Consider the following 21,884-nt stretch of genomic DNA (forward strand, 5'->3'; position numbering starts at 1 on the left):
AACTGTACTTGTTGTGCCATCTCAGTTCCATATGCTGCAGTTGCGATTAAGCATCCACCGCCTCTTGGCTTCTCTGTTTCAGCAACCACACAGATTCCATTCTTCAACACAGTTCCTGGGCCACAGACTGGTTCAGGCTCTGGTTCTGGTTCTGGTTCAGGTTCAGGCTCTGGTTCTTTATCTTTACAAACTCCATCAACAAGTACTTGGTTGGAAGTACATACAGGTGGTTTAGGAACACATTTTCCATTCTCCAATATTTCATTTGTTTTACATTTAGGCTCCTCTGGGGGCGGTGGAGTTCCTTTACTTGGAGGTGGAGCAACAATGCCTTCTCCTCCTTCAAAGTCGATTTTAATAGAATCTTTTTGAGTACCATAATGTGCTAAAATTTCATAATCCCCTGCTACTTTCCATTTTTGTCCTTGTGTTACAGTGACATATGTAAAGGAACCATCAGCAGCATGGGAGACTTGACCTACTCCAGCTATATCGCCGGAAGGTGTTTTAATTATTATTGTGACATCTTGTTTGAAATCACTTAATGTTGGAATTTTACCTGTAATTGTTAAAGTCGCACCGTCAGTGTAAATTTTGGCATTTGTTTTTAGATTTAATGCATGTGGTTTTTCATCAAATGCTGGAACACATTCGCCAGCAACTATTACCTCTTCAGGTCCACAAGTCTGGGCAAAACTAGCACCGGATAAACCATAAGACAGTATAGAAACTGCCAACATAACTAATGCCATACGCCCGGTAATCGTCATTTGCTGGAATGTACCAACGTATGAGAGTATTTATGTATTCAGTGAAACAAAAATTGACTCGATTATACTAGAATGTGACCCAGCATGAACCGAGATATAATAAAGTGATACTTTGCAAAAATCAGCAAATTTGAAATACTGATATTAAACAAGGTACGAAATTCAGATTTACTAGTCTGAGAAATTTTGATTAATTTAAGATAATGGTTTGACTAAACTCGAATGATACCCTTTTGGACCAAGTATTCCATGGCAGACAAAAATTCATCATCAGAAATTTTATGCTCAGCCCAAAGTGATACTGTAGTTTTAATCCAATCAGGAACAACAGGGGAGTGTTTTTCAGTAGTTGCTGATGCTGATACCTTAAGAATATTTTCTTTGATCAAATGCTCTAGGCCATTGATAAATTCAGTATCAGATACTTTATTTGATGACCAAAGTTTTCCGTTATTCTTTATCCATTCAGGTATACTGTTTTTTGTAACTAAGAAAGATGTACTTCCAACTGACTTGCCAAGATATTCCAAGTTAATACCATAATGTCCAGTTAGTGAATCATGATTTAATGTAATGACAACTTTGTATTCTCCACTAGAAGTTGGATATACACCAAATGATGAAAGAGATTGATCTGGTTCTACCAAGGTAGCAGTTAACGGAGTTCCTCTTTTATGATTATCAAGGGTTCCTGTAAGAACTACTTCAGCGGTTTGTTTGTATTTAGGAATTGTAAATACATCATTATTTAGAATTGGTGGAGAACCAAGTGTCTGCTGTTGTTGATTTCTTCCAGTCTCAAAAATATTTGGTTGTCCAAATTTATCTCTAAAATCATTATACTTTGCATCTAAAGTTCCACCCGCAGTAGAAATTAACTTGGTTCCAGTCTTATCACAAATTTGGGTTGGCATTTTAAAAACACCTTCAAAGACACCAGTCTTTTTTCCAGTTTCCATCAGTGTGAATCCGGTTGCAGCTAGTCCACCATATTCTACACCATTTATTGTACAACGTTTGTATCTTGTATCTTTGATTTTTATTTCCAGTAATAGTCCTCCAGAAGAATCACCTACAGTATCAACATTTGATGAATTTGGATCATTGTTTACCAAGTAAATATCAATTTGATCTGAATTAGTATTTAGATCAGGATCTATTAGTCTCACTAATACCGGTTGACCAAATCGGTATGACGGAGAGCTGAATCCCACAGTACCAGAATGAGTCAAAATGTCACTTTTAGAAGAAGTAGGAACTTCTTGTCCTACCTGAGAAATATCTGAATATGAGATGTTAATTCCTTTTTCATCTAGAAGTCTGTTGCTAATTAAGAATCTTATATCATCATCAATAGTTCTAAGAGATTTTATCAAATTTGGATCAAATACGTTAACCTGATTAGTAATCACATATTCCATTGTACCAGAAAAGACTCCAGAGTTGACACCTGTCTCTTTTAGCTCAAATCGATAAATTGCATTATTTACAGTGTTACTGTTCTTTTCTCCAAATGAAAACAAATCGAAAACTATTGGTTGTTTTTGTGTTTCACTTGAGATTAGACCAGAAACTCCAGTATTTCCAGAATCAAAATTTATGACCAAAAATACGTTTCCTGATTTTGAGTTAATTGCTTGAACATCGGCATTATCTATTTGGATGAGACCTTTTGCGGAATTTATGTCGCCAGGATCAAGAATTTGTATTGGAGTTGTATCAGACAAGCCAAAATTTAGAGTCATGTTTGTTTTGGAGAAGTCAGTTATCCCTAATTGATTAGATATTGAGCGCAAATCATAGTTAATCCAGTTTGTTCCTGATGTTCCACTTACACTTGTATTGAGCAATAATTCTTTTAGATCATTAGCAGATACATTCAATTCAATAGAAATCATCTCAAAATTAAAATTGGCTGGAAATGTTGTCTGGCCAGAATCAATTACTAGTCTTTTGGAGTTCTTATCAGGAACAGAAGACGGGGTTAAAGTTCCACCAGAAACTAAATTACTGCCACCGGAAGGATAGAATCTAACATTAGTAGATTTTTCTAGTGTGATTGGCTCCCCAATTTTGAGGCTAGGAATAATATTGGTACTTCGAAAAACATCCAAGTCATCCTGTTTTTGTGGATTGATATTCTGATCATTATCAGACAAAGTTATCGGTGTTCGTTTTCCTGGCTGAGGACCTTTTCCATCATTTAGTGATAATGAAGCAGTAAAGGTGCCAGACACAATCGAGGTCTTTCTTGAATTGTATTCTATAATGCCTGATTGTCCTCTTGGTGCATCGGATTTGATTCCAATTAAGGAATTATTGTTAGAGTCAAAACTTTCAAAAATTCCAGAGTTTTTTTGAGATTCAACCAAAGTTATAATATTGTTAAATGTGTTAGTTCCATCTGAAACAGAATTTACTGGTTGACGGTTGTTTGTTTGCAGCTCAACTACAGTTCCCAAGCTCATTGTCAGGATGCCATTGTCTTCAAACCCTAGATTTGATAAATGAGGAATCAGATTGACCAATCCTGCGCCCCCGTTAGCAGAATTTGTACCCGAATCAGTAAATGCTTGATAAAATGTAGCAGGTGGAGAATTAACTTTGAAGGTCCAAGAATCTTCATCGGTAGGATCTTGATTTAATTGAATATCGTTAAGCAGTACAATAACCTCCGCACTTTGTGGGTAACCATTACGATCAAGCGATAAAGAGATATTTTGAATTTCGTTATATTGCAAGTCGACTTTCTGTGTTCCACCTGCTTTGTTGTATTGAATTGTGATTTTATTATCAAAAGAAAACAATTGAATTAAAGGCCATGCATTTTGTTCAAGACCCACCTGCCCTACTGGGATTCCAGAANNTTTGTCGCTCCAGTTGTACCTGATCTAGGTATTGCTACTCCCTCTGTATTTGAGAAACTAACTCCCAAAACTGAACTGGGAGTATCTTTTCCACAAAATTCTCCAAAGTCAAGTCCTTTGCCAACCCCCCCGCCGTTGTTGTATGCGATCCCATCTGCAATTTGGGCTTTGGCCTTATTTGCAAAATACGCATACCAACTTCCATCAGAACCCTGAATCATTCTTAGTTTTTTCCCATTAATAGACACATCAGGTTCCCCCTTTCCCTCACTAGTATCTGCAATCATTGGATCTCTAATGACAACCTCAACTACCATTGGGCCAGCAAAATGATTCGAAAAAAGAGGGTTTTCTGCAGAAACAAAAAGATTTGCATTCGATGCACCAAACGCAGGTGGAATCACAAATATCAATAATAAAATTGGAAATAGGCATAATGAATACGGCGTCAACTTGAGGAAAAGCAGTCTTTCAAACAAATAACGTTGTCGTATAATTTATTCGAAATATTCCTAATACTAGTAATATAGTTGCCATTTTAATCAAAAATGCAATGAGTGTCTTTCTTCATAAGAGCAAAGTTCTACAAATCTCACTTTTTGCAATATTATCGGCATTTGTAGTAGAACTAGTATTCGGGTTAGTTTCGAATAGCCTAGCCCTCATTACAGACAGTATTCATGCTCTCTTAGACAGTGTAGTTACAGTAATTCTTCTCTTAGCTGCAAGAATGTCCATCAAGCCTCCTGATGCAGAGCACACCTATGGCCACGGAAAGATTGAATCACTTGGAGGATTAATTGGTGGAATTGCAATATTTTTAATTGCAATATTTTTCATTTATGAGTCAGTTGAACGGGCAACTAGTCCACCTCCATTGATACTGCCAGGATTTTTTGCATTAATTGCAGGCTTTTACACAATTGGAGTAGATGTATTTCGCATAATTCTTCTAAGAAAATCGATAAAAAAAATTGGCGGAGTAACACTAAAGGCTGATTTCTATCATGCCTTTCTTGATTTTGGTTCTACGATGGTAGCAATAATTGGAATTATTTTTGTTACTTACGGATTTTACTATGGAGACTTTATTGCCGCATTTATCCTAGGAATTGTTTTAGTGGTTCTAAGTTTAAAATTAATCTACAGAACTGCAATGGAGTTAACAGATATTATTTCTCCTGAGCTTGTATCACAAGTTAAGAACATAGCGATTAATACTGACGGAGTGTTGAATACAAAATCAGTTCTAATGAGAAGATCAGGCGATACTCTGTTTGGAGATATCACCATATCGCTAAGAGGAGATGTAAGTTTTGACAGGGCACATGAGATATCTAGCAATGTAGAAAAAAACATTAAAAAAAATATTGCAAACTCTACAATAACAGTTCATTTTGAACCAAATTGGGAACAAGTTCCATTAGATTCGAAGATTAATGAGATTGCAGGTTCGATTTCTGGAGTAAAAAATATCCATAATGTAAGCACGTACAAATCTCAAGGAAAAATATTTGCAAGCTTGCATGTAATGGTGGATAGAGAAATAAATTTAGAATCAGCACATAAAATTTCTGAAAAAATTGAGCTTAAAATTCAGAAAAATTTTCCAGAGATTGAGCATGTAACTGTTCACATAGAACCACACATTACAATTCCTAATAATTTACAGATGGAGGGAAAAAAAGCTGAGGACGAAATTACAAAAATTTTAGAGCAATATAAGGAAATCCAGAAAATTGGTCGTATAATCATACTTCATTATAATGACATACAGAAAATTGACATAGACTGTTCATTTGATAGAAACTTATCAATTGAAAAGGTTCATGATCTTACTTCACAGATTGAACAAAAGATTAGAACGAGATTTAGTGAAGCGGTAATTACTATTCATCCAGAACCAGTCTAAACCAATATGCTTGTCAGATACATGATTAGCATTCCTAATGCAAAACCTGAAGCAAATGATGCGCTAGAAAGATTCTTGTCACCCTCTTCCTTGAGCCATTTTAGCAATACAACAATTACCTGAAATATTGCACCGGCTCCTACTGATAAAAATACAACTGCAGTAAATGGAGAATAAACGAAACCTCCAACCCAGGCACCAAATATGGCAGGAGAGCCTGCAATTAATCCAAGACCAATGAGTTTTCCTATCATTAATTTTCCTCGTGACATTGGTGCAGCAATCGCTATACCCTCAGTAGTATTGTGTAAAGCAAATCCTACAATTAGAAAAGTGCTAAATGCGATGGAACCTAGTCCCACAGCAGCTCCGATTGCGAGTCCTTCACCAAAATTATGTAATCCAATTCCTATTGAAATCATAAGTGCTATTGCAATTGGTTTTGAAAAACGAGATGATACTACACTTTGTGTAAGTTTCGAACCAGAATAATACAATCCCAAAAATGATAGAGTGATTACTGTGGCTACAAGCAGATCTCCATTAAAACTGCCTGAGAGATTTTCATTGGATACATCAATTGCTTCCTCAATAGAATCAATTGCCAAAAAGAGTAATAGTCCAGCCGTTAAAGCTAGAAAAAAATGATATTTACTTTTACTTATTCTTTTGATAAAAGGCAACCAAAGTAATCCAATCATGACAGGAATTACTCCAACATAAGTTCCGATAATAGCAAAATACCCTGTTAATTCAATAGTAGGTTGGACAGCAGGGGCTGCAGCCTCTATCTCTTTTTCAAATCTTGTTCCGTCCTCAATAGTTATACCAATAATGTATGGTTCAGCTGCATTCCATTCAAATGGGATTCTTACTAAAGCAGTCTCAAATCTTTCTAGAAATCTGTCAGGTTCTACTGCGGCAGGATGAATTCTATCGTTAACATCAGCCATTACAACCTCTACAGGAATAGGTCCAGTATTTCTTACAATTGCATGAATTTCAGATTTATGAAATTCAACTTTTTCAATACTAATCTCAGGTAAAGCAATGCCAAGGTCTAAAAGTTCAGCACCTGGACCAAAAATGTATGCGACCAAAATAATCAGAAATGCAAAAGGGATGACCCCACTTGCAATGATTTTTGCTTTAGATGTTTGATTAATTTCCATAGTTTATACTTCCAATGGTTTCAGCTAATGGCTCCCCGTCTACTAGGAATAATCCAACCCAGCCTTTCTCTGAAAATTCTACTTTATGAGCATGAAATAGATATTTCCCAGGATAATCATATGAAAATTCCATTATTCCACGTTCAGTTTGTGAAAGAGTAATCATGTCAGTGTAAAAAGAGTCTGTGTCAGTTCCAGTTGGGTTATAACGATACAAATTTCCATGTAAATGGAAATTGTTTATTGGATCAAATTCGACCATGTTGACTACATAGACTCTGATTAAATCACCAGTGCTAATTTGGATTGGATGGTGTTGATAGTAAAATGGAATTGTGTTTGCAGCGTAGAAATTATTTTCGGTATCAAAGTCAGTATCTAGACTATTCAGAACCATTACCATTTCATCTGCAGGTGCTCTGCCTTCTTTAGGATCTACGATGTAAACACCGTACAATCCATGGACAATGTGTTCCTCTAATGGCATTATATGACAATGGTATGGATGAACACCAACAGGTCCGGCTCTAAATTCGTAGACAAATTTTCCACCACCGGGACCAACTGGCTCAAAGACTCCATCCATATGCGCTTCGTGAATTCCATGAAAATGCATGGTATGCTCCTTTTCACCATTGTTGATGAATTTTATTCGAACCAAATCTCCTTCTGTTGCTCTGATAGTTGGACCTGGAACTGTTCCATTAAACGTCCAAACATTGTAAAAAACCCCAGGAGAAACCTCCATAATTCCGTCATCCTCTGCAATAATCGTATACTCTCTCAGAATTGTTCCATCAGGAAGTTCGGACACTCTTCCATAATTAAAATCTCTAAGAAATTCCATAGGATCAAACTCCAAAGTGGTACTTGTGTAAAGAGGATCTAATATTTCACCAGAGGTAGTGACAACCCTACCAGAATGAGTAACAAACGTCTTTTCTTCTTTTTGTGCTTCAGAAATTACAGGTAAAACAAAGAATAACGAACCTAAAATTACACTAATGGATATAATTGAAAACATTGTCTTTGAGCGAGTTTTGTTCATCAATAATTTTCTTTAAACACCTTATTTAAAATTAGCCGAGGCTAAATTTGTTACCCTAGGCTAATTTTAGGTTTGAGTATAATGCCAAGTTTTAACTACAGGATTACAACTGCAGAATCAATGCAAAAGTCAGGCATATTCTTAGTCATTGTAGGAGGAATTATTGTGTTAGGAATTGCACTATCGTTTTATGGCTCACAGATGATTACTGAAGGATTTATCCAGAATACTGCCAAAGTTGGTTCAGGGAATAGCCTAGATGTTGAATCATTTCTTGATCCAGTAATAGAAGATACGGGAGTTTATGTGGTGCAGGTGATGAATTTTCAAGAGAATGCAGTATCAGTGAGTCTTTTTGATCCCTTTGGAGCCATAATTGATTCATCAACTATCGAGAAGGAATCATATGAAAAACAATTTGAGATACAAACCCAAGGAAATTACAGATTATCAGTTGAAAATTCCGGTAGTGAAACTGAGATTATTATTGCGATAGGTCATTTACCTAGTTCTGATAAACTAGTCATAGGCTACACAGGATTTTACATCCTAATTGTTGGCCTAATAGGAATTGTCATCATGGGACTGGTTGCGATTAAAAATAAACGTAAAAAAAGAATCAGTTAAGATAGCTATCCATTTTTGTTAATCCATCAATTGCACCATCAAAATTTTGCTCATCTTCAATGACTTTTGATAGTTTTTCTCCATTAGCTGAATATGAAATGGATTCACCGTCTTTAGTTTGTTTAACAAAACCAGTTTCTACAAGATATGATAATCTGTCTTGGATATCATTTTCAGATATCTCCGTTTGATTAGATATGTCTGAGATGTTCTTTTCCCCACCTTCAAGTTCTGATAAGATTTGAGAGGTAATTGGATCAAAGATGGAATCGATTATTTTTTGATGATCATATGATTTTTCCATATTAGTTTACCAGTGTTTTAAAATGCTTAAAACTTTTTTTGTATTTGTCAAGTAATCGGTGACTAGAACTTTGTCCATATTTGAATTATCAATATGATAGGTTTTGCCTTTTAGCTCCTTTTCTAATTCTTTAACATAATCTAATAATTCAAATTCATCACTTACAACTATAGAATCAATCTGGATTCCTTCCCGGAGGCATTTTTTAGCCTCAATCATGGTTCGCTTATCAATTTTAGGATCGACTTTTTTGTAACGATAACATAGGTATACTAGCCTATCAGGATTATTTTCAATTTTCATCTTTTTTTCTCTTTGTACTTTAGAGAGTATGGCAGGGTCGGGAGAATAAAAATTTGAATATGGTTTTTCAGAAATTATTTCATTCTTTTGAAATTCATTTTCAATAAAACATGCACTAGGTTGACCATCAGTAATTAAGACAATTCTTTTATTTTGGGAGTAATTTTTTTGGAGAATTTTTCGTGCCAAACGTAATGCTGCTTGATAATTGGTATAATGTAAAAAATTATCATTTGCATCAAATGTTTTTAGAAATGGTATATCAAAAGGATTTACAACAGATGCCATAGAGGCAAAACCCACAACAAAAACTGAATCGCTAGGAAAGAATTTTTTATTTAAAACATAAAGACTCCATAACGCTTTTTTTGCAGCTACTAGTCTGCTAACATTTGAACCAAGGGATTGCTTCATAGTAGAGCTTAGATCTATACAATACACTACAGATGTTCTGACATCTTCTAGAGTTTCATATTCTTCTAGATCCTCTGGCTCAATTGAAATTGGAAATTTGATTTCTTGGGTTTTTAGAATTCTTTGAATTGAGTTCATTAAAGTTTGAGGTACACTTAGCTGCTTAATTTCATCACCTGGTTCAAACTTTTTTGTAGAGTCGATTACGACGTTACCAGATCCGGATATTTTGGTTTCATGTAATCCAAATTCAGCTGTGCTGAGATCTTTCATTACATCTTGTAAGATTTTGTTTCCAATTTGGAAGAATGCTTTGTTAGTGAGCCACTGTGTGTCATTTCGCAGGTATCCTTGACTCTGAAGAAGTTTTGTAATGGAAGCAGAACCTTGTTCCTCTTCTATATTTTGTGAGTCACTTTGATTTTCTTTATCATCCCCTTTTGAGAAACCTGTAGAATCTTGTAGAATAGATTCTAGCTCTTCTATGGTGGGAGGTTTTTCTCTCATAGTTTGTTTTGCCAAAGATTCTAGAATTTTTTCAAAGTCTTCTTCTGATAGAGGATTGCTATCTTTTGATGAATCCTTTTTTGTTTTGTTTGCAAAATATACTAAATTGTTATAGTCATGATGCGGCATAGCCAGCCTCACGCCTATCAAGGGTTTTTGGTTCGGTCCAACACAATCCTTCCAGAATCATTTCAACTAACAAGGCAGATATTTCTGAATGAGAATTTTCATCAATCTTTAATGAATTAGTGCTAATCCTATTTGAAGAGATTTTTTCTAATAATTGAGTTTGCAGATTTTGAATATCTTCCATTTTAGAATCTACTAGTTTTTTTAGATTTGGGAATTTGTCTATTTGATTTTTTAATGATGTTTGTCCATTAACCCAAAGCATTTTTTGTGAAATGGGAAACATGTTTTCTCCAAATTCTTGTTTAATTGTATTTAGGGTCTCAGTTGATTGCTCACCAAGAAATTCTATACATGTTTCTTTGATTGATTCATTGATTATATTGCTGAATAATTTGTGTCTGTTTTCAATAGTGTCATCCATTTCTGAAATTTCAAATTTGGCAACTTGTGTGAGGCAATGTAAATCTGAAATTCTTGGAACTGCCAAAAGACTATGTGAAATGCTTCTAGTTCGTTCAGCTTCACCTACCAAAAGCTCAAGACCGTGAACCCCCAAACGAACACTTACTCCGCGTTCTTGATTTACTTGTGAGTTACATCGAGTTTTTTGAATTATTTTTGTGAGAGTTGATAAAATCGGAGATAAAATGAGCGAATTAGAAACTTTTGCCTCTTGTAGAATGATCATCATTTCATCAATAAGGGAATTTGGATAATGTGTATGGATATGACTCTTCAGTCTATCATAAAGTGGCTCTATTACTTTTCCTGAATGTGTGTAGTCTATTGGATTTGCAGTTGCAAAAAATGTGATCTTTGGTTCAAAAATTACAGGATAAGAACCAGTAGTAAATCTTCCTTCTTGTAAAACAGAAAGCAATGCAACTTGTTTTCTAGGATCCAAAACAGGTAATTCATCAATACAAAAAATACCATGTTTTGCCTGCATTAATTGTCCAGGAGAATACGAATCAATCTTATACATTTCAATTCCTTTCTTGGCAACTTTGATTGCATCCAAATATCCAACAAGATCTTTGACGGATATATCAGGAGTAGCTAAAACATACTTGAATCTGTTTTTTCCATTTACCCATTCAATTGCAGTATCTAGTTTGTCATCCCTAATTTGATCAGAGCTCTCAGGACTAATGTGAAAAGTGGGATTCTGTTTTGTTACTTCTTTGTCTTCTAATAATGAAATTAATTCTTCTTGTGGTAATTCTAATGGACAGTCATTTGTGAGGCTATTTCGAATTATAGGAATAGGAGACAGTAAAGTTTCAGCTATTGTTTGTACAATCTTGGTTTTTGCTTGACCAATTTGTCCAACCAAAAAGACGTCGTGTTTTGATAAAATCGCCCTATCTAATGCAGGAATTACATCATCGTCAAATCCTATAATCCCCGGATATCTTGGTTCCCCAGATCTCATTTTAGAAATCAGATTTTTTCGTAATTGTTCTTTTGAATCAATTAACTTGTAATTGATCGATAACAGGTCACCTAGCGTCCTGATATCAGCAAAGTCTTCTGGCACTCCAGCCTGAATTTCAGAATATTTTGGGGGTGTGGAATATGATTGATTTACCATCGTACCAAAGTCATCAGGCAATAAACTGAATATCCAAATGGTGTTTATAATATTACTTTAGACAAAACGGCAAAGAATTCAAAATTTCCAGCAGGGTTTTTATCGGGGGTACTTAGAATCTTGCATACTTGGCTACACAAGAATATAGACACATCGTTAGAATTGTGGGAAATGATATACCAGGAAGTAAAAAGATGCTGGTGGGCTTAACCCAGATTCGTGGTGTTGGATATAATTTTGCAAATGCAATATTACATAAATTAAAAATTGATACAAATGACAGTATAGGTTATCTTTCTGAATCTCAAGTTCAGGCAATAGAAGGGATTTTACAAGATCCAGCTTCTGCAAATTTTCCACTTTGGTTCCTAAATAGAAGAAAGGATGTTGAAACAGGAAGAAATATTCATTTGATTACATCCGATATTGAGTTTACAGTAAGAAATGATGTTGAAAGAGAAAGAACTACTGGAAGTTGGAGAGGTTACCGTCACATGTTTGGATTAAAAGTTAGAGGTCAGAGGACTAGAACCACTGGAAGAAAAGGTGGAGCAGTAGGAGTTGCTAAAGGCGGTAAAGTTATGCCAGCTGGTGGTGCAGGTGCTCCAGCAGCAGGTGCAGCTCCAGCAGCAGGTGCAGCTCCAGCAGCAGGTGCAGCTCCAGCAGCTGACGCAAAACCAGCAGCAGGTGCAAAGCCAGCTGCTGACGCAAAACCAGCAGCAGGTGCAAAGCCAGCTGCAAAGAAAGAGTAGGTGTTGTGAATGGGAGATCCAAAATATCCAAGACGAATGTGGAGAAAACCAAAACGTCCTTTGAATTATGAGTTAAAGATGGAAGAGTTGAAAACTCTTGGTACTTTTGGATTAAAAACAAAAAGAGAATTATGGAAAGCTCATACGGAACTATCTAGAATTAGACATCAGGCTCGTTCATTGTTAGCTTTAGGACAAGAAATTAGAGAAGAGAAAGAACCAATCCTCATGAAATCATTGAGAAGAATTGGACTAGTAGGAGAAAGTTCAACATTGGATGACGTATTGAATCTTCACGTTGAAGAACTGTTAGGTAGAAGATTACAAACGATTGTTATGAAAAAACTCGGTTTCAAGACACCATATCAAGCAAGGCAAGCTGTAATTCATGGACACATTATGATTGGGGATAGGATAGTAAATGTTCCATCATATACTGTAACAGTTAATGAAGAAAAAGATATCAAACTAACACCAGGTTCTTCATTAAAGGAGCTATTAGAAAAAATTTCCAAGAATGAATCTTCCGAAAAGACCAAAGCTGAGAAAGTAGATAATGAATCCTCAGACATTGATGATAAAAATGTGGAATCTGCCTCTGATGAGGGTAAAAATGATTCAACCGATAAATCAGAAGAATAAGCTTATCAGTAAATATTGTTAATTGTGATAGACGAGTAATGTGTTCAATAATTGGTTATTACGGAATTGATACAGCGGCTCCAATACTAGTGAAAGGCCTAAAAAGAATGGAGTATCGTGGATACGATAGTGTTGGTGTAGCCACTAAATCCGAAGACAGGATTAATCTAAAGAAAGGAGTCGGCAAAGTCTCCGAAGTTAACAATACAGAACAACTTGACAAGCTTCCAGGTACCATTGGAATTGGGCATACTAGGTGGGCAACCCATGGTAAAGTGACAGATAAGAATGCTCATCCACACCCAAGCAATTCAGGAAGAATTGCCATAGTACATAATGGAATAATTGAGAATTTTTCTGAACTAAAAAAAATTCTTGAAAAGAAAAATTATACTTTCAAAAGTGAAACAGATAGTGAAGTAATTGCAAATTTACTACAGATGCATTATGATGAAAAATCAGATGTTAAAGAGTCCTTGATAGAAACACTAAGAGATCTAAAAGGACATTATGCCTTTGTGGCAATGTTTGAAGATGGTACGCTTGCAGCTGCAAGATTTCATGAACCATTAATAATTGGAGTTGGAAAGGAGTCTTATTTTTTGTCCAGTGATGTTTTAGGATTTATTGAACAAACAGATGATGCAATTTATGTAGACAATGGCGATTTTGTGTTAATCGATTCGGCAGGATTGCAAATATGTAATTTTGATGGTACACCCGTAAAAAAACAGATAACAAAAGTTTCAAAAGAATTTGCGGATGCATATAAGGGAGATTACGCACATTTTACACTAAAAGAAATTTCAGAACAACCAGATACTATTATCAAGGCAGGAGAAAATACCATTGAAGCAATAGAACAGGCAACGGACTATATCAAACACGCAAAAAATGTCTACATCACAGGTAGTGGGACAAGTTACAATGCTGCACTAGTAGCAAAATATCTCATGTCAAAATATGCAAAAATAAAATTAGAGCCAATAATCTCTAGTGAGCTTCCATTTTCTCCTGATTCTATAGAACCCAATTCAATTCTAATCGCTATCTCCCAAAGTGGAGAAAGTGCAGATGTTTTAGAAGCAGTAAACATTGCAAAAAAATCAGGTGCAAAGATCATATCAATAGTGAATCTACTAACTTCCTCACTTGTTCAAGAGTCTTCAGTAGTAATTGGCATGAATTGCGGTCCTGAAATTGGAGTTGCAGCAACGAAGAGTTTTACATCACAATTAGGAATTATCTATAAAGTAACTGAAAAAATATGTGCTGGATGTATAGGAGTAGACTTTGAAAAAATATCAGCATTAATTGCAAAAATTCTATCTAGTCATTCAAAAATTATGGAGGTCGCTAAGCAGCTAAAAGATGTATCTGACATCTACATATTGGGAAGAGGGATTCACTATCCAATCGCATCAGAGGCTGCACTGAAATTAAAAGAATTAACTTACATCCATGCGGAAGGAATTCCAGGAGGAGAATTAAAACACGGACCATTGGCATTAATGGACTCAAATGTTTTTGTTGTAATCATCAATCCCAATGACTCAACCTATAATGATACAATTACCAGTGCAAGAGAGATTAAAGCTAGAGGAGCTAAGATTATTGGTATCTCAGATAAGAAGAGTGATGTTTATGATTATTGGATTGAAATTCCTACAATAGAAGAATCAATGTTTCCGATAATTGAAATAATTCCGATTCAATTATTGGCATATTATTCTGCACTTGAGAAAGAAACTGATCCTGACTATCCAAGGAATTTAGCAAAATCAGTTACTGTGAAGTAAAAATTCGCTTATACTGATTTTCAGTTAGTTGAAGTAGTTTTTCAGAATCAAGTCCTGCCTTGAGCATTGCAGCAATTAAGGATCCTCCAGCACCAGCTCCTTCCTTTGCAAATCCCTCGGAAAATGATTTCAAACCAGGAAATTCTGATCTTTCAAGTTTTGGATCGACAACTAAGATTGGTATGTCATCAATTTGTTTAATTATTTCTAAAAAATTTGCAGTTGTGTCATCTGTTATGTAACATGTAGTTCCAATTGCTACATTTTCAGATTTGTAACCTATTGATTTTGCAAATGCTAGAACAGCTGCCATTTGAGTACCACCTGAAAGTAGAACTTTGGTAATTTCTGATGCACTGCTTAACATCCCAGCGACAGTTGGAATCATTGGATCGCCAACTGCTTTTACCACATTGAAAGGATCATCATTGTCTAATTTCTTTAAAGCATTTGTTACTATACGATTTTTTAGCTCAACAGGATTTTTTGGAATACTAGAACTTACCTTAGCATCAATTCCTAAACCCCTCATTACTGCTAATGCAGTAGTAGTCCCACCAGGTAAGCTTTCACCTATAACAAGACAATCAGTTAGAGATGCTAGAGTACGACCAATAATTCTGCCATAATCAATTGCATGAAGAAATGATTCCTCGTCTAGCCCAAAGTTTTGTGTGATATTATTTCCAGGTTTCAAACCAGTCTGAATAAATGGTAATTGAGGTTCAATCTTACTTCCAGCATTAATTACTACTAGAGGTATGCTAGCTGATTCTAATGCAGATTTAGTTATTAATGCAGGAGTTGGTTTCCCATCAGGAGTCATTGGAATCGATTTAATTGATTTGCAATATCCATAATGAAGGAATTCTGCATCAGCTGGGGCGGTGAATTTAACAAGTTCGGAATCAGAGCCAGCTATGGTAATTCCAGGAATTTCACTAGTAGACGTATAAGAAATTACTAGTGAAAATAAAAAGTCTTTTTCTTTAACAGCATTTACAAAGTTTTCACAATTTTTTATATTTCCGAAAAATTCAATATCTTTCACTTTATCACTGTCCCATCATTTCTACAAATTCTTGTTCAGATCTTGGTTGCATTACAAAATTCATTTTCTTTTCTTTACCAATTGTAGATGTAAGAGATGAGCCATAATTATGCCCGCAGTAAAGAGTGAGTGAATCATCTAAGTTATGCAGTATATCAAATAAGCTATGATACAACTCACGTGCACTACCACCTGGAAGATCGACCCTACCACAATTTCCGACAAACAGGGTATCACCAGAAAAGATTTTCCCATCACCAATTAGGCAAATACTGTCCTTGGAGTGGCCAGGAGTATGAATTACAGTTAATTCACTTTTACCAAATTTTATTTTTTCATTATTTTGTACTGATATGTCGTGTTCTAAAGTTGATGCTTCATGCTGAATTATTTTTGCTCCAGTAGATTCACTCATTGCTTTATTTCCAATTGTATGATCAAAATGATGATGTGTGTTAACAATGTACTTTATAGTCAGATCATTTCTAGTAACAACTTCTTCAATTTTTTCAAGATCCCATGAGGGATCAATAACAATGCATTCGTTTGTTTCTTCGTCGGAGACAATATAACAAAAGTTTTGCATGTTTCCAACTAGTATTTGATGGACTATCATAATACTCCAATCTCAGCTTCAGGTGGAATTCCAATTTTTTCAGCAAATAATTCTCCAGTGAGATCTTTTCTTTTTGGAATTCCTTGCTTCATTTTATGAAATGTTATTGTCATGTCTGCTTTCACGAAAACGTTTGCAGTTTCTCCGGTTTGTGGATCTAATCCTGACGGAACATCCACTGCTAACTTATAAGAGTTTGAGTTATTGATGAAATTAATGGCTGATGCATAAGGTTCTCTTATGTCACCAGTAATGCCAGTCCCCAGAATTCCATCAATTATAACATCTGCTTTGAAATTAAAATTCAATTTATCTCCATAAAGTAATTGAACAGATTGCATTTTCTCTAAAATTGACCAGTTCCATTTACTTTCTTCAGTTTTAATTTTCTCGGGAGTACCAAGAAGTCTTACTGTAACAATTGCCCCATATCCAGCTAAATGTCTTGCCATCACAAGACCATCACCTCCATTATTTCCCATGCCAACGAAGATCAAAATATTCTTAGATTGTACGTCACCAAATTTTTCTACTAGTCGCCTAACAGCAGACGCACCAGCATTTTCCATCATGAATTTTTTCAAAAATCCCATAGCATGTCCGTTATTTTCAATCTGATACATTTGATCGACTGTAATTTCCATAGATGCCCTAAACTAGAACATAAAATAAGCGCTTTGGCAAACGGCTTTATCTTGGTTTCTTGACGCATGATTATTGTCATTAAAAAATGTCAAGTCATCGTTAGACAAAATCTCAAAAAGTTTTTCCGTTACTCAGGATGCAAGAGAGTTTCTAATTAAAAATACGAGAGAAGTAGTAATTTTATCAAGTCAGGCCATTATTGCAGTCCACAAACAAGATCTAAAATCTGCAAAGGAAAAAGCCAAGAAGGCAAATACTTTGTTAAACTCACAAAAGAAAAAAGCAGTGGGAGAACTTCAAAGATACGTAATAATTCCAGAGCAGGAATTGGTTGAGGCGTTTGCATTAATCGCCATTGCTGAAAAAAAACCTGTACCGTCTATTGATACACTAAAAGTCAATCCTGAATCATATATTCTTGGCCTACTTGATTGTGTTGGCGAATTAAAAAGACTAACGTATGATAAAATCCGCAAAGGAGACCCACAAGAAGCTATCAGAGTTTTTGAAGTGATGGAAGATCTTTATCAAAACTTGTATCCATTAGCTACATATGATAAAATTGTAAGAGAAACACGAAGAAAACTAGATGTTAATAGAATTTTGGTGGAAGATGTGAGAGCTGCTCTTACTGAAGAAATTCGAAGATCTGATTTAATTAATGCAATAAAAAAACTCGAGAAATAATTTTGATAATGAATATGCGGGCGATGGGATTTGAACCCACGAACTCCTAAGAGACTAGCCCCTCAAGCTAGCGCCTTTGGCCAGGCTGGGCGACACCCGCAACGAAATTTTCGTGCAGGGTTTTTATAATCCTTGGTTACTTTTCGAAAATATGTTAGTTCCAGTCAGATGTTTTACTTGTGGAAATCTAATTGCTGACAAATTTGATGATTATCAAACTAAAATCAGATCAGGTGAAGATCCTGCCAAAGTTCTTGATTCTTTGAATATCAAAAGATATTGCTGCAGAAGAATGTTACTAACTTCAGTGGAAACAATTCAACAGATTGTTCCATTTTATGAAGCAATTCAGAGAAGACACCAAGAAGTTCAATCTGAGTTAGAATAGCTTGTCAAAAATTTCATCATTAAAGGCAAGAGTACTATACAATAGTAGAGGTAGTAAAACTATCGAGGTAGACATCACTCTAGATAATAAAATCTTAGGAAGAGTATGCGCCCCATCTGGAGCAAGTGTTGGAAAGTATGAAGCGCAAAGTTTTCCTGCTGGAGGACCAGAAGAAAGCGCAAAAGTCCTAAACTCTAATGAGCAAAAATTTATCGGACTAGACTCGGGAGATCTAAAATCCATCCACTACACTATTCGCTCAATTGATGATTCAAAATATTACTCCAAAATTGGAGGTGCATCTGCTTTTGCTGTGACCATTGCATCAATGGATGCATCTGCAAAGGCATTGGACTTGCCTCTCTACAAGATACTAGCAGACAAGACTGAGTTAAAATTTCCATTTCCATTAGGGAACATACTTGGTGGAGGAGCTCATGCAGGTCCTGGAACCCCAGACATTCAAGAGATATTAATATGCTCTACAGGTGCAAAATCTATAAGAGAATCCATCGATACTAATTTGGCAGTTCATAAAGAATTAAGAAATATTTTGCAGAAAGAAGATCCTAGTTTTACAAACGGTAGAGGAGATGAGGGCGGTTGGGCACCAAAAATGAATAACGATAAAGCTTTAGAGCTGTCTGCAAAAGCATGCGAGAATTTAGGATTTACGTTAGGTAAGGAAGTATCCCTAGGGGTAGATTTTGCGTCATCCACTCAATGGAAAGAAGAAAAAAGCAAGTATGTTTATGATAGGTCTGGATTTGAAAATTCTCCTGGAGAGCAAATTGAATTTGTTTCAGACATTATAAAAAAATACAAACTAATTTACGCAGAAGATGCGGTACATGAAGAAGCTTTTGATGACATGTCGGAAATCACCAAAAGATTTCCAAATACACTTGTTACAGGTGACGATCTTACAGTAACAAATAAATCAATTTTACAAAAAGCTATTGAGAAAAAAGCTTGTAATGCAGCTATCCTCAAAGTTAACCAGGCAGGAAGTCTTTATGATGCATTAGAATTTGCAAAGGAGGCAAATGGCAATAACATAAGATTAATCACTTCACATCGATCAGGCGAATCAACAGATAGTCAAATTTCCCACATAGGGATTGCTACCAAGTCAAAGATGCTCAAAGTAGGTGTCGTAGGTGGTGAAAGGGTATCAAAACTCAATGAATTAATCAGATTATCAGAGCATGATTTAATACGCGGTATGGCTGAAATTTAAAAATCGATATGAGTCAGCAAGCAGAAACTGAAGATATTAAGAAGAAAATCCTATCCACAGGAATCAGAGTTGGTACTCAGGTAAAAACCAAATTCATGAAACCATTCATCACTAAAGCCAGTCCTGAAGGCCTTTACATGATTGATTTAGACATTTCATTAGAGCGCATCAAGACAGCTGCAAAATTCATCAACAGAATTGGAGTAGACAAAGTAATCGTTTGTTCAGGAAGAGAGTATGCCAATATGCCAATTGAGAAATTCTGCGAACTGACAGGGGCATCTGCAAAATTAGGACGATTTATGCCAGGCACACTGACAAATCCATCATTACCATACTATATTGAACCAAAATTATTGTTAATTTCTGATCCTCAAGTAGATGATCAGGCAATTACAGAAGCTACCAATGCAGGAATTCCTGTGATTGGAGTCGCAAACACAGACAACATCACATCAAAAGTTGATTTGGTAATTCCTGCAAACAACAGAGGTAGGAAAGCACTTGCAACAGTATACTGGTTATTGGCCAGAGAAATTTTAATTGAAAAGGGTGATCTCAAAGAAGATGAATCAATGAAGTACGAAATTGATGACTTTGAGACCAAAATTTCTGATGAGGCCTTAGACTGATGCAGGTTAGAACACCGGCAGTAGCCGGAATGTTCTACGCCGGCGAAAAAAATCAATTAAAAAAATCCATTCATGATTGTTACCTGCATTCCTTTGGACCAAAAAGCTTACCGCCAAGCTCATCGAAAAAAAATATTATCGGCATGATTTGTCCCCATGCTGGATTCATGTATTCTGGACCAATTGCATGTCATTCAGTTTATGAAATATCAGCAAATCAATATGAAACATTTATCATAATTGGACCCAATCATTGGGGAATTGGTTGCAATGTATCATCCATCAAAGAATGTACTTGGGAAACTCCTCTTGGAGAAGTAATTGTTGATTCCAAATTAGCTGATGAGCTAGTTAATGAAATAAATTTTGTTGAGTTGGATTTGTTTTCACATACAAAAGAGCATAGTATTGAAGTACAGATTCCAATGTTGCAAGAAGCATTCCAAAATGCATTTAAGATATTACCAATATCATTAATTGATCAAACGAAAAAAACAACAGTGGAATTGGGAAAGGCAGTTGCAAAAATTTCAAAAAAAAATAAAGTCATGATTGTTGGTTCATCAGATTTTACTCACTACGAGCCAAATGATGTTGCACACAAGCAAGATAAAGCACTAATCGAGCCAATTTTGAGATTGGATATCGATGAGTTCTACAAAGTTTTAGAAGAAAAACAAGTTAGTGCATGTGGCTATGGTGCTATTGCTGCAACAATGCAGGCATCTAAGGAACTAGGAGCAACAGAGGGAAAACTTCTAAAATATGCAACAAGTGGAGATATCACTGGAGAAAAGAGTTCTGTAGTAGGATATGGGTCGATAGTTTTTTCTTGAAATCAACAGCTTCAGCCCCAGGAAAAGTCATTCTTTTTGGAGAACATTTTGTCGTACATGGAACAAAAGCAATATTATGCTCCATAGATAAGCGAGTGACAGTTTCTTCCGAAATAATTAGTGATAAAAAGATAATCGTAAAATCAGATTTAGGACAAATTTCAGTTAACTCTTCAGAGCCTATTTCAAAAATCAAATCATCGTTTAAGCCGTTTATTTTCATAGCAAAGAAGATGATGGAAGAATTTAATCACAATGCAGGAATAAGTATCGAAATTAATTCAGAAATACCATCAGGGGTAGGATTGGGTTCATCCTCTGCATGCTGTGTTGCAGCAGCAGGTTCGATTTCTGCACTTTTCTCAAAACTTTCAAAAGAGAAAATCGTTCAGCTATCTATAGATGCAGAAAAAACTGTATTTGAAAGAGCATCAGGAGCAGATACCACAATCAGCGCACATGGAGGAATTATAGAGTATGATATGGGCGAATTTCACCCTATTAAATCAAAAATTAGTTTTAGTCTAGTAATTGCCAACTCGACGATCATTCATTCAACAAATAAAGTTGTAACAAAAGTAAATGAATTTAGGAAAAAAAATAATGTTGAATTTTCAGAGCTGTGTAATCAAGAATCAAAACTAATTCAAAAAGCACAGGAGTCAATTATGAATAATGACATTGTAAGTCTTGGAAAATGTATGAATGAAAATCAAATGTATTTAGAAAAGATCGGAGTATCAAATGAAAAACTACAAACAATGATTGCAATTGCAGAGAGATCATCATTTGGAGCAAAAATCACTGGAGCAGGAGGCGGTGGATGCATTATTGCATTGGTAAATGATTCTAACATCAATGAAACCCTACAAAATTTAAAGCGAGAAAAATACGAATGCTTTACTACAAAAATTGGGGTTGAAGGATTGAATACTTTTTAATTCCC

19 protein-coding genes, 1 tRNA gene and 1 pseudogene are annotated in these 21,884 nt (G+C 35.5%); 11 read left to right on the top strand and 10 right to left on the bottom strand.

Annotation, left to right across the window (positions count from 1 at the left end):
• Window positions 1-770, bottom strand: a pseudogene (locus C6988_RS08865) (hypothetical protein); the annotation flags it as partial.
• 3,420 nt (window positions 771-4,190) lie between these two features.
• Between C6988_RS08865 and C6988_RS08875 the strand changes: the two are divergent.
• Window positions 4,191-5,549: a cation diffusion facilitator family transporter gene (locus C6988_RS08875; RefSeq protein ID WP_182134754.1), complete on the top strand. Its 1,359-nt coding sequence runs from the start codon at window positions 4,191-4,193 to the stop codon at window positions 5,547-5,549.
• Here C6988_RS08875 and C6988_RS08880 read toward each other — a convergent pair.
• Both C6988_RS08880 and C6988_RS08885 read right to left on the bottom strand, forming a co-directional pair.
• Window positions 5,546-6,721 (bottom strand): ZIP family metal transporter, encoded by a 1,176-nt coding sequence (locus tag C6988_RS08880; RefSeq protein ID WP_182134756.1) that lies wholly within the window; start codon window positions 6,719-6,721, stop codon window positions 5,546-5,548. The two genes, C6988_RS08875 and C6988_RS08880, sit on opposite strands and share 4 nt — an antisense overlap.
• Complete coding sequence (locus C6988_RS08885; protein ID WP_182134910.1) at window positions 6,711-7,745, bottom strand: multicopper oxidase domain-containing protein; 1,035 nt, start codon at window positions 7,743-7,745, stop codon at window positions 6,711-6,713. Before C6988_RS08885 ends, C6988_RS08880 begins: the two co-directional genes overlap by 11 nt.
• Window positions 7,746-7,850: 105 nt before the next feature.
• Between C6988_RS08885 and C6988_RS08890 the strand changes: the two genes are divergently transcribed.
• Window positions 7,851-8,396: a hypothetical protein gene (locus C6988_RS08890; RefSeq protein WP_182134758.1), complete on the top strand. Its 546-nt coding sequence runs from the start codon at window positions 7,851-7,853 to the stop codon at window positions 8,394-8,396.
• Here the strand turns inward: C6988_RS08890 and C6988_RS08895 are convergent.
• The 3 genes from C6988_RS08895 to C6988_RS08905 are packed head-to-tail and all read right to left on the bottom strand — an operon-like array spanning window position 8,389 to window position 11,671.
• A complete protein-coding gene (locus C6988_RS08895) occupies window positions 8,389-8,700 on the bottom strand; it encodes a helix-turn-helix domain-containing protein (protein WP_182134760.1) in 312 nt (103 codons plus the stop codon). The genes C6988_RS08890 and C6988_RS08895 overlap by 8 nt on opposite strands.
• A gap of 6 nt (window positions 8,701-8,706) precedes the next feature.
• On the bottom strand, window positions 8,707-10,053 hold the full coding sequence (locus C6988_RS08900; RefSeq protein WP_182134762.1) for a VWA domain-containing protein: 1,347 nt from the start codon (window positions 10,051-10,053) through the stop codon (window positions 8,707-8,709).
• Window positions 10,040-11,671, bottom strand: a complete 1,632-nt coding sequence (locus C6988_RS08905; protein ID WP_182134764.1) for an AAA family ATPase — start codon at window positions 11,669-11,671, stop codon at window positions 10,040-10,042. The genes C6988_RS08900 and C6988_RS08905 overlap by 14 nt, the downstream gene beginning before the upstream one ends.
• Window positions 11,672-11,778: 107 nt before the next feature.
• Between C6988_RS08905 and C6988_RS08910 the strand changes: the two genes are divergently transcribed.
• From C6988_RS08910 to glmS, 3 genes are read left to right on the top strand one after another with little or no spacing between them, the layout of a single operon-like run.
• Entirely contained in the window at window positions 11,779-12,402 is a 624-nt protein-coding gene (locus tag C6988_RS08910; RefSeq protein WP_182134767.1) for a 30S ribosomal protein S13, read from the top strand.
• A gap of 9 nt (window positions 12,403-12,411) precedes the next feature.
• Window positions 12,412-13,044: a 30S ribosomal protein S4 gene (locus C6988_RS08915; protein ID WP_182134769.1), complete on the top strand. Its 633-nt coding sequence runs from the start codon at window positions 12,412-12,414 to the stop codon at window positions 13,042-13,044.
• Between the two features lie 38 nt (window positions 13,045-13,082).
• Window positions 13,083-14,843: a glutamine--fructose-6-phosphate transaminase (isomerizing) gene (gene glmS, locus C6988_RS08920; RefSeq protein ID WP_182134771.1), complete on the top strand. Its 1,761-nt coding sequence runs from the start codon at window positions 13,083-13,085 to the stop codon at window positions 14,841-14,843.
• Here the strand turns inward: glmS and cobT are convergent.
• Genes cobT through C6988_RS08935 form a run of 3 tightly spaced genes read right to left on the bottom strand, consistent with a single transcriptional unit; the run spans window position 14,830 to window position 17,154 of the window.
• Window positions 14,830-15,894, bottom strand: coding sequence for a nicotinate mononucleotide-dependent phosphoribosyltransferase CobT (gene cobT / locus C6988_RS08925; RefSeq protein ID WP_182134773.1), 1,065 nt, complete (start codon window positions 15,892-15,894; stop codon window positions 14,830-14,832). The two genes, glmS and cobT, sit on opposite strands and share 14 nt — an antisense overlap.
• Window positions 15,895-15,898: 4 nt before the next feature.
• Complete coding sequence (locus C6988_RS08930; protein WP_182134775.1) at window positions 15,899-16,510, bottom strand: hydroxyacylglutathione hydrolase family protein; 612 nt, start codon at window positions 16,508-16,510, stop codon at window positions 15,899-15,901.
• Entirely contained in the window at window positions 16,507-17,154 is a 648-nt protein-coding gene (locus C6988_RS08935) for an NAD(P)H-hydrate epimerase (protein WP_182134777.1), read from the bottom strand. Before C6988_RS08935 ends, C6988_RS08930 begins: the two co-directional genes overlap by 4 nt.
• Window positions 17,155-17,227: 73 nt before the next feature.
• Here C6988_RS08935 and C6988_RS08940 point away from each other — a divergent pair, with 73 nt between their 5' ends.
• On the top strand, window positions 17,228-17,842 hold the full coding sequence (locus C6988_RS08940; RefSeq protein WP_182134779.1) for a translin family protein: 615 nt from the start codon (window positions 17,228-17,230) through the stop codon (window positions 17,840-17,842).
• A gap of 15 nt (window positions 17,843-17,857) precedes the next feature.
• Here the strand turns inward: C6988_RS08940 and C6988_RS08945 are convergent.
• Window positions 17,858-17,942 (bottom strand) — tRNA-Leu (locus C6988_RS08945).
• 51 nt (window positions 17,943-17,993) lie between these two features.
• Here C6988_RS08945 and C6988_RS08950 point away from each other — a divergent pair.
• The 5 genes from C6988_RS08950 to mvk are packed head-to-tail and all read left to right on the top strand — an operon-like array spanning window position 17,994 to window position 21,879.
• A complete protein-coding gene (locus C6988_RS08950; protein ID WP_182134781.1) occupies window positions 17,994-18,230 on the top strand; it encodes a DNA-directed RNA polymerase subunit N in 237 nt (78 codons plus the stop codon).
• A gap of 1 nt (window position 18,231) precedes the next feature.
• A complete protein-coding gene (locus C6988_RS08955; protein WP_182134783.1) occupies window positions 18,232-19,470 on the top strand; it encodes a phosphopyruvate hydratase in 1,239 nt (412 codons plus the stop codon).
• An 8-nt stretch (window positions 19,471-19,478) separates the two neighbouring features.
• On the top strand, window positions 19,479-20,102 hold the full coding sequence (rpsB, locus tag C6988_RS08960; protein ID WP_182134785.1) for a 30S ribosomal protein S2: 624 nt from the start codon (window positions 19,479-19,481) through the stop codon (window positions 20,100-20,102).
• Window positions 20,102-20,938 (top strand): AmmeMemoRadiSam system protein B, encoded by an 837-nt coding sequence (gene amrB / locus C6988_RS08965; RefSeq protein ID WP_182134787.1) that lies wholly within the window; start codon window positions 20,102-20,104, stop codon window positions 20,936-20,938. Before rpsB ends, amrB begins: the two co-directional genes overlap by 1 nt.
• Entirely contained in the window at window positions 20,935-21,879 is a 945-nt protein-coding gene (mvk, locus tag C6988_RS08970) for a mevalonate kinase (RefSeq protein WP_182134789.1), read from the top strand. The genes amrB and mvk overlap by 4 nt, the downstream gene beginning before the upstream one ends.
• Window positions 21,880-21,884: the final 5 nt, after the last annotated feature.

Source organism: Nitrosopumilus sp. b1 (assembly GCF_014078545.1).
GTDB lineage: Archaea > Thermoproteota > Nitrososphaeria > Nitrososphaerales > Nitrosopumilaceae > PXYB01.